Source organism: Rhizobium sp. PEPV16, assembly GCF_008919455.1.
In the GTDB taxonomy this organism is placed as follows: Bacteria; Pseudomonadota; Alphaproteobacteria; order Rhizobiales; family Rhizobiaceae; genus Rhizobium; species Rhizobium leguminosarum_Q.
Genome location: NZ_VSZV01000355.1, coordinates 1 through 12,379 on the forward strand (window position 1 = coordinate 1; position 12,379 = coordinate 12,379).

The 12,379-nt window shown below is 62.6% G+C and carries 6 protein-coding genes; all 6 read right to left on the reverse strand.

Translation table 11 applies throughout. The features are described 5' to 3' along the window. Positions 1-314: 314 nt before the first annotated feature. Positions 315-1,757, reverse strand: a complete 1,443-nt coding sequence (locus FY112_RS33670) for an HlyD family type I secretion periplasmic adaptor subunit (RefSeq protein WP_151520310.1) — start codon at positions 1,755-1,757, stop codon at positions 315-317. Further along, on the reverse strand, positions 1,754-3,898 hold the full coding sequence (locus FY112_RS33675; RefSeq protein ID WP_017957523.1) for a peptidase domain-containing ABC transporter: 2,145 nt from the start codon (positions 3,896-3,898) through the stop codon (positions 1,754-1,756). The genes FY112_RS33670 and FY112_RS33675 overlap by 4 nt, the downstream gene beginning before the upstream one ends. A gap of 40 nt (positions 3,899-3,938) precedes the next feature. Next, positions 3,939-4,247 (reverse strand): hypothetical protein, encoded by a 309-nt coding sequence (locus FY112_RS33680; protein ID WP_003549393.1) that lies wholly within the window; start codon positions 4,245-4,247, stop codon positions 3,939-3,941. Positions 4,248-4,304: 57 nt separating this feature from the next. Next, a complete protein-coding gene (locus FY112_RS33685; protein WP_151520311.1) occupies positions 4,305-5,549 on the reverse strand; it encodes a GTP-binding protein in 1,245 nt (414 codons plus the stop codon). A 48-nt stretch (positions 5,550-5,597) separates the two neighbouring features. Beyond that, positions 5,598-10,916, reverse strand: a complete 5,319-nt coding sequence (locus FY112_RS33690) for a DUF4082 domain-containing protein (protein WP_151520312.1) — start codon at positions 10,914-10,916, stop codon at positions 5,598-5,600. Between the two features lie 216 nt (positions 10,917-11,132). After that, a complete protein-coding gene (locus FY112_RS33695; RefSeq protein WP_017957527.1) occupies positions 11,133-12,356 on the reverse strand; it encodes a GTP-binding protein in 1,224 nt (407 codons plus the stop codon). Positions 12,357-12,379 lie beyond the last annotated feature (23 nt).

The window sequence follows — 12,379 nt, forward strand, 5'->3', positions numbered from 1 at the left end:
CATTTCTAAATGGCTGACAGCGTTGCGCATCTAATCAGCTTTGACAAGTTGTGTGTAGCCGCAAAGTTGAAGTGTCCTGTTTCTGCAAAGTTGGAATGTCACACTCCCCGGGTGGAGATTGCGGATGGGACTGATTGCGATGAGCGAGCGTGATCTGCAGCGGATCGAGGTTTTGTCGAAGGTCGTTGACGGCCGGGCGACGCTGGTCTCGGCGGCGCGTGTTCTGCGGGCAGATCAGGCGTAGCTATGAGATGCGAAATATCTGCCTCGAAGCTCACACGGGATCCCGTCGGGGCGAACTGATCCGCCGCGTCCTACGGTTCGCGTATTGCATTATCGAGGCCACGCAGCAGCGGATAGAGGAAATAGGAGATCACCGTACGGTTGCCGACCTTGATTTCCGTGGACACGGTCATCCCGGGAAGCAGCCGCACCGGCATACCTGCGGCATTCAGCCGGGTATCGGCAAGCAGGATCCGCGCCTTGAAGAAGGGGGCGGCCGGCTGGCTCGGGGTCTCGGTCTGCTCCTGTTGGCCGGTGAGGAAGGTGTCCTGGCTGATGGTTCTCACCTCGCCCGAGGCGGTGCCGTATTTCTGGAAAGGATAGGCGTCGAGCTTGATGCGGGCTTCCTTGCCGACGGCCACGCGGCCGATATCGCGGGTGTTGATCGAGACTTCGGCTTCGAGCGGCACGTTAATGGGCACCAGCGTCACGACCGGTTCCGCCTCGCGCACCACTGAACCGACCGAGCGCTGGGCGAGATCGAGCACGACGGCATCGGCGGGTGCGGTCAGCACCACCATGTTGCGGCGCAGTTCCATCTTTTTCAGTTCCTCGTCAGCCATGTCGCGCTGGCCGCGCAATTCCACCAGTTGCTCCATTGCGGCGCGGCGGAAATCCTCGATGAAGGCCTGGCGGTCGGCTCGGAGCTTGGCATAGGAGTGCGCGGCCTCCTCGGCCCGGCCGCGAACGGCCGTCAGATCGGACTCGACGTCGAGGCGGGCGTCGCGCGAGCCGAGCAGCGTGATCAGCGAGCCGCTCTGCTTGTTATAGAGCCGCTCTCGCGCCGCCTCGATCTGCGAGAGCCCATCGCGCCTGTCGTTGAGCACGGCCTCCTGGTTCTCGCTCGCCGCAAGAGCGGCCGACTGGCCGGCGATCTGCTGCTCGAAATTCTGCAGCTGCGCCATGTAAAAGGCCTGTCGCTGGCCGAAGAGCTGCGCCTGCAGCAACTGGTCGGGCGTATCTCCCGCCATCTTCGTGTAGTCGTCGCCGGCAAGCTCGGCCTCGATGCGCCTCACCTGGGCGTCGAGCGCGGAGAACTTCGCCTGCTGCTGGTCGACATCGGCCTGGCTGAACGTGGCGTCGAGGGTCGCGAGCGTCTGCCCGGCATGCACCACTTCCCCGGCCTTCACCTCGATCGTGCGGATGATCGAGGTTTCGAGCGGCTGGACGACGATGGTCGGCTGGGTGGTGACGAGCTTGCCGGGCGCAATCACCACCTCATCGATCGACGAGACCGAGGCCCAGATGATCGCCGAAACAATCAGCGCCGTCACGCAGTAGAGCGTCATGCGCGCAACTCTGGGCGGCGCGCGTTCCTCCAACTCGACGGCGTCGGACTGGAATTCGGCAATTGCCGGCGGTAACGGCGGGCGGGCGGTAAGCTCCCTGCCCTTCCCCGAGGGCGCCTTGTCTGAAGGGCCTTTGCCTGAAGGGACCGGCAGATTTTCGCTGGGTTTACTGCTGTGCGCATTCATGCGACCTGCCTCATCTGCTGGGACCACAGGTGGCGATAGGTCATGCAGCGCGATACAAGCTGATCGTGCCGGCCGATATCGGCGACCTTGCCACGCTCGATGACGAGAATGGCATCGGCATCGACGAGCGTCGAAAGCCGGTGCGAGACGATGATGACGGTGCGGCCAGCAGCGATGCGGCTCAGATTTTCGCGGATGATCGCCTCGCTGTCGGGGTCGAGCGCACTCGTCGCCTCGTCGAAGATCAACAGCTTCGGATCGGTGATCAGCGCTCGGGCAATGGCAAGCCGCTGCTTCTGGCCGCCTGACAGATTGGAGGCGTTTTCCTCCAGCATCGTGTCAAAGCCGCGCGGCAGGCGCTCGATGAACTCCTCGGCGCCGGCAATGCGGGCGACTTCCATGATCTCCTCGATGCTGGCATCGGGCTTGGCGGCGGCGATATTCTCGCGCACCGAGCCGCGAAACAGGAAACTATCCTGCAGCACGACGCCGATGCTCGTTCTCAGATGCACGAGGTCGATCTCGCGGCTGTCATAGCCATCCATGCGCACGAGGCCTTCCTGGCTCTGATAGAGCCCCTGGATGAGCCTTGTGATCGTCGTCTTGCCCGAGCCGCTCTTGCCGACCACGCCGAAGAGGCAGCCCGCCGGAATGGCGAAGGAGACATTGTCGAGCGCCGGCGCGCTATCCGGGCCATAACGGAAGCTGACCCTGTCGAATTCGATGCGGCCCTGCAGATGCGGCCGAACACCTCGCCCGCGGCCCGCCTGCTCCGGCCGCTGGTTCATGATCTCGCCGAGCATGCGCACGGAGAGCGCGACTTCCTGATATTCGTGCACCATGGTGACGATCTGCACCAGTGGTCCCGAGACCCGGCCGGCGAGCATGTTGAAGGCGACCAGCGCGCCGATCGTCATCGCGCCGCTGAAGACATCGAGCGCGCCGAGGCCGATGATCGCGACGCTCATCAGCTTCTCCAGCAGCCCGGTCATCGCCTGGGCGATGGTCGAGATCTTGTCGACCCGGAAACGCACGGATATCGCCTGGGCCGAATAATCGTCCCACACCTTGCGCTGGCGTGGCTCCAGCGCCAGCGATTTGACGGTGCGCATGCCGTGCACGGTTTCCACCAGCAATGCTTGCCGGTCGCCTTCGGCCTGGTAGAGCGCCTGCAACCGGCGCTGGAACGGCCCGACGAGCATCATCACCACGAGCCCGACGAGGGCGGCGAAACCGAGCACGACAAGCGTCAGCTTGACGCTGTAGAGAAGCAGGATCGGCACGAAGACCAGCAGCGAAACGCCGTCCAGGAGCGTGAGAAACAGCCGGCCGGTCAGGAATTCGCGGATGCGCCCGGTCTGCTGCATATGCTTGACGAGAACGCCGGCCGAGGCCTGCTCGAAGAGCGCGATCGGCAGGTTGAGCAGATGGCCGAAGGTGCGGGTCGCGACGCGGATGTCGATCCTGTTCGTCGCATAAAGCAGCAGATAGCGGCGCAGGAAGGTGAACGTCGCGTCGAAGACGAGCGCGATCGCGATGCCCGCCGTCAGAACCGTCAGCGTCGCATAGCTCTGATGCACCAGCACCTTGTCGATGACGAGCTGAAAGAAGATCGGCGTCGTCAGCCCCAGCCCGTAGAGCACGAAGGCGGCGAGCGCGACGTCGCGGAAGAAGCTGCGCTGCTTGATGATCTCGGGGACGAACCAGCGGAAGCCGAAGGGCCGGTCCTCATCGGATATGCGATAGTTGCGCTTCAGCAGGATCACCGATCCGAGCCAGGCCTTGGCGAACTGCTCTTCGCTGAGCATCATCACCTCGGCGCGTGATGCCAGCGGGTCGAGAACGCGGATTCTCTCATCCTCCCCGCTCCCGACAGCGCCGGCGATGACCACCCAGTTGCCGTTCGTCAACTCGGCGAGCACCGGGAAGGCCTCGCCGAGTTGGAACAGGGATCGCCAGTCGAGCGTCAGATGCCTTGCCCTGAGGCCGGCATCCTTGGCCATGCGCAGCAGCTGCCGCATGGCAACGGGATCGTTGCCGACGGCATAATCGTGCTGCAGTCGTTCAGGAGCAAGATCGACACCGTGATGACGCGCGACCAGCGCAAGACAGTGCAGGTTGGTATGCAGAAAACCACTCATGGCCCACCCGAAACAATACGAGACCGAGGCATATTTTTTATCAGTTGAAGTTCGGCGAGGCGTTCGAAGCGCCGGCCTGCACCGTCTGAATATCGGCAGCAGCCGCAGCTGGCATATCGCCGATGCGACGGACCGCACCCGCCTCGACTAACCCGCCAAGCGCCTTCTGCATGAGATCGACCGCATTGGCGAAGGCATCGACCGGCATGATGATGCGCTGGCGGAAGACCGGCTTCGGATTGTTGTTGGCGTCACGATCGGTGGCCGAGAGCGACATCAGGTCGATGCGCACGATCGTTCCGGTGATGGTGATTTCGCCGATGCCATCTGCATAAAGTTCGTTGCTCATTGTTCTCTCCTCTGGTTGATAATCAAAACCTGTTCACCTTTGAGTCGACGCATCGGATTATCCGAAAACCGCTTCACACTTTTCGGTCCGATGCGTATCGTGCCGCCATGCCGGAAACGGATCGCGAAGGCCGATGGCGGTCTGCGGATCGAAACCCGTCTCCTCCCCCGCCAGGCAATCGTCGAGCGCGGCACGGATCGCCGCCTCGTCAAAGCCGGAGCCGATGAAGACCAGCTCCTGACGACGGTCGCCCCAGACATCATCCCAATGCCGGTCAAGCAACTGGCGGAATTGCGGATGCCGCGGCCAGTGCGCCCGCGGCACCGAGGCCCACCAGAACCCCCTGTTCTCGATGCGGCATTGCGTGCCGGCAATCGACAGCAGGCCGATCTCATCCGGCCGGGTCGCCAGCCAGAAATGCCCTTTCGCCCTGATGATGCCGGGCAATGGCTGCTCTATGACGCGGCTCAGCCGCGCGGGATCGAAAGGCCGGCGGCTGCGATAGACGAAGCTCGCAATGCCGTATTCCTCGGTCTCCGGCACGTGGTCGCCCCAGCCGTAAAGCTCCTTGTGCCAGAACGGATGGCGGGCGGCCTTCGCTTCGCTGAAGAGCCCGGTATCCATGATCGCGCCAAGCGGCACCTGGCCGAAGACCGCATCGATGATGCGGGCATCCGGATTGAGCGCCGCGACGACCCGGCGAACCTCCGAGAGCATTACAAGCGGCACATCGGCTGCCTTGTTGATGATGACGACGTCGGAAAATTCGATCTGCTCGACGAGGAGTTCGACGAGTTTGCGCTCATCGTCCGCGTCACGCCTTTCGCCGCGATCGGCAAGGAACTCGGCACTCTGGTAATCGGCGAGAAGATTGACCGCATCGACGACGGAAACCATGGTGTCGAGCCGCGCGACATCGCAGAGTGCTGCCCCGCTCTCGTCGCGGAAGGAGAAGGTGGCTGCGACCGGCAGCGGCTCGGCAATGCCGGTGCCCTCGATCAGCAGATAGTCGAAGCGGCCGGCGCTAGCGAGTCGGCGAACCTCGCTCAGGAGATCGTCGCGCAGGGTGCAACAGATGCATCCATTGGTGAGCTCTACCAGCGTCTCGTCCGTGCGCAAGAGGTCTGCACCCCCCTCGCGCACGAGATCCGCATCGATGTTGACCTCGCTCATATCGTTGACGATGACAGCAACCCGGCGACCCTCACGATTGCTCAGGACATGGTTGAGGACAGTCGTCTTGCCGGCGCCGAGAAACCCGGCGAGAACCGTTACCGGCAATCTGTTGTCTGCACCCATCATCGATCTCGTTACCCTTTACAGATGCTTGGCCTTACATGCTCGCGGGCTTTACGCCGCGAGCTGCGGTCTGAATGCTACGTCCACATAGTAATTTGTGCTGTTATAGCTGGCGCTCGGGAACAGCCCGCTCGACCCGTAGGCATAGACGCCGTTGCTGCCGCTGAGCGCCCTGAGATCGCCATTCGTCACATCGGCGCTGAAGTAATTGCCGGTCGCCGAATAATTGCCGTTGGTGCTGTAGGAAACGACGTAGGTCGTATCCGCGGCGATCTCCACCTGCTGGGTGAGTGTCGCAGTCTGCCAGCCGCTTGCCGTTTCGTTGCTGAAGGCGACGCTGCCGAGCAGCGTGCCCGAGGCAGTCCAGAGATAGCCGTTATGCGGGCCTGTATTGTCGGTGCCCTTGTAGAAGCGGATGCCGGTGATCCAGCCTGCCGTATCGGCCTGGAACTTCATGCCGAGATTGACCTGCTGATTGTCGTTGGTGGAGACGATTGCAGGCGTCGCATTGGCGGCAAAGAGGTTCTGCTCCGGGCCTGCAGCCGGGTTGTTGATGCTGAGCGCAACCTGGGCCGTGGCCGTGCCGCCCTTGCCGTCTGATATCGCGTAGCTGAAGCTCGCCGGTCCCGAATAGCCTGCGGTCGGCGTGAAGGTCACCGTCTGGGCCTGGGCATTGTAGGCGACCGAGCCGTTGACGGCGCCGCTGACACCGGTAATCGTGAGCGGATCGCCATCGGCATCGCTGTCGTTTGAAAGCAGCGCCGAGGCCTGGATGGTGATCGGCGTGCCCGTATTGGCCGAGTAGCCGCTGTCATTGGCTGCGACCGGAACCGCATTCTGCGCGCCCTGCTGATAGAGCACGTCCACCCAGTAATTGCTGGCATTGTAGGAGGCGGTCGGGAACAGGCTGCCCGTGCCATAGGCATAGACGCCGTTGCCGCCGCTGATCGAACTTGCCGGCGCCGTCAGCGCGCCGCTCGTATAGTCTGTCGTGAAGTAGTTCGCGGTCGCCGAATAGAAGCCGTTGGAATGGTAGCTCGCCACATAGGTGACGCCGGCCGTGACATTGATCGGCTGCGTGAAGGAAACCGTCTGCCAGCCGCTTGCCGTCTCGTTGATGAAGGTTGCCTGGCCAAGGAGCTGGCCGCTCGTGGTCCAGAGCGAGCCGACATGCGTGCCGGTATCCTGAGCGCTCTTGTAATAGGTGAGCCTCGTGATCTGGCCGTTGCCGGAAGCGATGAACTTGACGCCAAGTTCGACCGAGTTGGCATCATTGGCGGCGGTAACCCCCGACGTGTCGGCGCTGGTAAACAGGCTCGAGGTCGTGCCGCCGCCGGGCTGCGAATTGACCGTGAGGCTGACGGTGGCCGAAGCCGTGCCGCCTTGCCCGTCCGAGATCGAATAGGAAAAGCTTGCGACGCCCGTATAGCCCGAGTTCGGCGTGAAGATCACCGTGTTGGTCTGGCTGTTATACGTCACCGTTCCGTTGACCGCGCCATTTGCGCCGGTAATGCTCAGCGGGTCGCCATCGCCATCGCTGTCATTGGCAAGCAGGTTGGCAGCGGCAATCGACAGGGCCGTGTTGGCATAGGTCGTGTAGCCGTTGTCGTTGGCGGCAACCGGCACCGTATTGCCCGTCGACTGGTTGAAGACGACATCGACCCAGTAATTCGACGACTGGTAGCTCTGCGTCGGGAAGGTCGAGCCCGATCCGACCGCATAGACGCCGTTCGCACCGGCCAGCGCCGTCAGCGAGCCGTTGGTATGGGCCGTGTTGAAATAGCCTGCGGTCGCCACATAGCTGCCGGTCGTGTGGTAGGAGGCGACATAGGTCGCACCCGCCGTGATCTGCAGCGGCGTGGAGAAGGTCGCGGTCTGCCAGCCGGAGAGCGACTCGTTGGTGAAGGTGACCGTGGCAACAAGCGTGCCGTCCGCTCTCCAGATGGAGCCTGTATGCACGCTGGTATCGCCGGCAGCCTTGTAATAGCGGATTCCCGAGATCGTGCCGTTCGAGGACGCGACGAACTTCATGCCGAGTTCCATCGCCGTATTGTCGTTGAAGCTGCCGCCGGTCGGCCCCTCGCTTCCCGTAAACAGCGTCTCGCCGGCCGGAGCGGCCTGAACGGTGAGGCTGACATTGCCCTGATCCGTACCGCCGCGCCCGTCCGACAGCGTGTAGGCGAAGCTTGCCGGGCCCGAATAGTTATTAGCCGGCGTGAAGGTGATGGTTCCGGTCTGCGTGTTGAGAGCAACCGTGCCGTTGAGGGCATTGCCAACGGCGGTGATGGTCAGCGCATCGCCATTGGCATCGACATCATTTGCGACGAGTGCGGCAATCGAGATAACAAGCGATCCGTTATGGCCGATGATCAGCCCGCTGTCGTCGGTTGCGACCGGCTGGCTGTTGGGGCCGGCATCGAAGACCACATCCACCCAATAGTTCGAGCCGCCGGGGCTCTGACCGGGGAACGTGCTGGTGCCGCTATAGGCAAAGACGCCGCCGCCATCGACGGCCTTCAGCGCGCCGCTAGCATAGGGCTCGCTGAAATAGTTCTCGGTGACGGAGAAGAATCCATTGCTGTGATAGGAGGCCACATAGGTCGTACCGGCGGCGATCTGGATCGGCGAGGAGAACATCACCGTCTGCCAGCCGGAGAGCGACTCACCCACCGACACGCCGGTTGCAAGCAGGGTTCCGTTGCCGGACCAGAGGCTGACGACGTGGTCGCCGGTATTGTAGAAGCCCTTGTAGAAGCGGATGCCCTGCACGGAGCCTGCCGTCGTCGCCTGGAAGCGCAGGCCGAGCTCGACCGGATCGCGATCGATCGCCGTTTCGACCGCGGGCTTTTCCGCCAGCGTCCACAGGCCCTGTGTGCCCGGCAGGGTAACCGTGACCTGTTTGCCGGCCGATGGTGCCTCCAGATTGACGCTGTCGTCGACGGCGCGCGACAGGATCGTATAGGTGCCGCTTGCCTGGACGACCCAGTTATAGCTCCAGCTTTCGCGGCCGGTGGCCTTGAACCAGTGCTGGCCGCCGTCGGTGGAAACCTCCACACCGGCAATGATGCCGCCGCCGAAATCCTGCGCCGTGCCGGTGATGGTGACGCGCTGCCCCTCAACGAAGCTGGCGCCAATGATCGGCGACGAGATCGACGAGGTCGGCTTCAACGCGTCGGTCGATTGGGTCGCGAGGATCAGGCTCGCATCGAGCGTGGTCGGCTGGATGCCCATGTCCGCGAACATGTTGACCATCGCCTGCTGCACGTTGGGATCGGTCGGCGTCTGCGCTCCCTGGTGGTTGGCATTCAGGCCCCAGGACCAGAAGACGGTGCCGGCACCGAAGACGAGCGCGCCGCTTTCGGCCCGGTACATGGTGAGGCTGTGGGTCGCCACCGCATCGCCGACCGTCGTGCCGTAGTCGCGCAGATAGGTGCTGACCGCGATCGAGGAGAGCGACAGGTTGATGAGGCCATCCGGCCGGAAGCCGTTCTCGACGTCGGAATCCCACTCGTAACCGAGCAGGTTCTGCACCAGATTATAGGTCTCGCCCTCCTCCAGCTCGGCGACATCGGTGTTGCGCCAGAAGCGCAGGTTCGAATAGTCGTAAGGGATGGTGATCGTATCGGAACGGTAGCTGTCCACCTGGAACATCGTGCCGGTCAGCGAATTCTCCGGCTCCTGTCCCGGATCGGCATAGCGCGGATCGCGCCATGTGCCGGTGCCGGTAGCGCTCGGATCCGTGCTCGTGCCCCAGGTCTCCTTGTAACAGACCATGGTGCGATAGGCCTGGCCGCTGCCGTCGATGCTGCTTTCCCAGCGCACCTTCCAGTAGCACTCGTTGCCGCTCCAGAAGGCGAGGTTCACACCCGCATCGCGGGCCGCCTCGACATTGGCGCGCTGCTCGGCTGACCAGTATTCGTCATGACCGACAGAGAGATAGGCATCATGGTTCAGCAGCAGGCTGCCGCTACGCGTCGCATCGACGCCAGAGATATAGGAAACATCGTAGCCGTTCTGCTCCAGCCACTGGATCGCCGAAGACTCGACGCCGAAGACGAAATCATGCGGGCCGCCGATCGGGCTGGTATTGGTGATGATCGGGCGATTGTAGCTGACGGCCGAGGCACGGCCGATCGCGGTCAGGCCGCAGCTGCAGTTCGGCGGCAGGTAGCCGATCATGTCGGCCGGATCGACCGGGACTTCGCCATAATAGAGGCTGGCGCCGCCCCAGGCATTATAGGCCTGCCAGGTGGTATCGGATGTCTGGAAGACGATATCGCTGGTGGAGGCGTCGTCGCGCACGACGAAGGGGATGATGCTTGCATCCTCGGTGCCATCCTCGCGCACCAGCTTGGCGAAATAGACGCCCGAGACGGCATCGTCGGGAATCTGCCAGCTCGCCGATACCGACCAGTTGCCGCAATCGATGAGGCCGAGCGACATGTCGACGATCGGGTGCGGCTGGATCTGCGCCGATGTCAGCGATTGCTCGATCGAGTCGACCTTGCGCGCGCCGGCCCCGCCGTAATAGCCAATGCGGTAAATATCGATGCGGTAGTGGGTTGAATCGGTGGCGATCTTGAAATCGACCGTCTGGCCGATATTGGTGCTGATTTCGGTGGCGAAGCCCTGGATGGTGCCGTTGCCATCGCCCTCCAGTCCCCATTCGCTAATGGGGTTGCCCTGCTTCAGGTTTTCGAGCGCGATCTTGTTGGGTGTCGCCGCAGCCGAAACCGCCGCCATCGGTGCCGCCAGTGCCGTCGGGGCCGCGGTCGTCTCAGCAGAAACGTCCTGGCTCGGCTCCACAGAGATAGATGCTATCGAGGCCTGAAGGCGCAACGAAGTCGTGCCAAGAGTGCTGGAAGAGCTGACCGGCGCCGCCGTCTTGGAGCTTCCAGCGTCGGCATCGGTGGTAACGCCCGTAAGTGCGGGAGCGGCAGGCAGTGTCGCAGCCTCCTCGGACGGATCCGGGGCAAGCACGGTGCGTTGCGATGTCGAGGAAGGCGTCTGGAACACCGTCGCAGCCGACGCCGTCTTGGTGAAACTGTCTTGCGCGCCGCTATCTCCCGCAGGCGCCGGCATCGCCGTCGAGGGGGACGATTGCATCTCGCCTGATGAAATCAGGGAAGATGTGACCGTGCCGGAGAAGGAGGACTGGACGGTTGCGCTGCCCTGATTGGCAAAACCGTAGGGACCCTGAGTGCTTGAAGACACCACGGTCGCAGTTCCAAGCAGTGCGGTCCAGACGGAGGGTGGGTGACAGACGCTCGGCGTGCCGCCGGCAGTACTTAGATATTCGCGATTCCTCACATGAAATCTCAGCAAGAGCGGCGTCCCCGTTTCCCGTCTACCAGCATTGGAAGGCTTCATCCTGCCAGCTTTCGTATGGGAATGTACGACAGCAATCTGGGGTATGTGGGTGATACTCCGTACTCCGATATGATGACCCTCACCGCATACCCGACCGACAAGGCCGCAAAGCTGCCTCCGGCTACTGCTCAGTGGCCGACTCTGGGTGAAGAGGAATTCTAGTTCGGTATTGTTTCGCCGGTCCGGCCGGTCGAGCCGGTACTCCCGCGTCGCCTGCTACCAGGCCGGAAACGGATCTTCGAGAGCCGACCAGTCCCGCGGATCCGAACTGGCCAGGCAGTCGTCCAACGCGGTGCGGACACCTGTCTCGTCCATATCAACACCGATGAACACGAGCTCCTGCCGACGGTCGCCCCAAGCGCTGTCCCATCGGCTCTCGATATGCTGACGAAACTGTTGATGGCTGGGCCAGTCTTGTCGGGGAACGGCCGCCCACCAGAGCCCCATAGGTTCACAGCGCCGTTGCACCCCGGCAGCCGACATCAAACCCACGTGACGCGGGCGCGTGGCAAGCCAGAAATGGCCTTTGGCGCGGATTACCCCCGGCCAGGGCTCGTCCAGGAATGCTCGAAACCGCTTGGGGTCGAAGGGACGTCTCGTGCGATAGACAAAGCTCGATACCCCGTACTCCTCCGTCTCCGGAACATGGTCGCCCGGATTGTACAGTTCCTTGTGCCACAACGGGTGAGCGGCGGCTTTTGCTTCATCGAAGAGGCCCGTGTCGAGGACGGTTGCAAGAGAAACTTTGCCGAAGTCCGTCTCCACCTGGCGGGCATCCGGGTTGAGTGCAGCCACCGTCTTGCGGACTTCCGCGCGGACCTCCTCGGTCGCATCCGAGATCTTGTTGATCACGACAATATCGGCAAACTCGATCTGGTCGACCAACAAGTCGATGAGCGTGCGCCGGTCGTCACCGTCCCGCTGCAGGCCGCGATCGCGAAGCAGATCAGCGCTGCTGTAATCGGCCAAGAGGCTTGCGGCGTCGACGACGGTCACCATCGTGTCGAGTTTCGCAAAATCGGAGAGCGAAACACCGTTCTCGTCGCGGAATGAAAAGGTTGCCGCGATAGGGCATGGCTCCGCAATGCCGGTCCCCTCTATCAACAGATAGTCGTATCGCCCCTCTTCGGCCAGTCGCCGCACTTCGGTCAGGAGATCGTTGCGCAGGGTGCAGCATATGCAGCCATTGCTGAGCTCGATCAACGTCTCCGTCGTATGCGACAGGTTACAGCCGCCGTCTCGAATAAGACTGGCGTCTATGTTCACTTCGCTCATATCGTTGACGATGACGGCGACCCGCAGGCCCTCGCGATTGGTCAACACGTGGCTGAGAAGCGTCGTCTTTCCGGCGCCGAGAAAACCCGAGAGCACTGTGACCGGCAGCCGGTCGATGCTGTTTATCGGCATCCCTTGAATGAGGGCATTCGGAGCGACTGTCATTTGCGTTTTATAAGCCTCATTCG

Coding starts and splice junctions, on each gene's coding strand:
- FY112_RS33675 (WP_017957523.1), bottom strand. CDS start 3,898: ATGAGTGGTTTTCTGCATACCAACCTGCACTGTCTTGCGCTGGTCGCG.
- FY112_RS33685 (WP_151520311.1), bottom strand. CDS start 5,549: ATGATGGGTGCAGACAACAGATTGCCGGTAACGGTTCTCGCCGGGTTT.
- FY112_RS33695 (WP_017957527.1), bottom strand. CDS start 12,356: ATGACAGTCGCTCCGAATGCCCTCATTCAAGGGATGCCGATAAACAGC.
- FY112_RS33670 (WP_151520310.1), bottom strand. CDS start 1,757: ATGAATGCGCACAGCAGTAAACCCAGCGAAAATCTGCCGGTCCCTTCA.
- FY112_RS33690 (WP_151520312.1), bottom strand. CDS start 10,916: ATGAAGCCTTCCAATGCTGGTAGACGGGAAACGGGGACGCCGCTCTTG.
- FY112_RS33680 (WP_003549393.1), bottom strand. CDS start 4,247: ATGAGCAACGAACTTTATGCAGATGGCATCGGCGAAATCACCATCACC.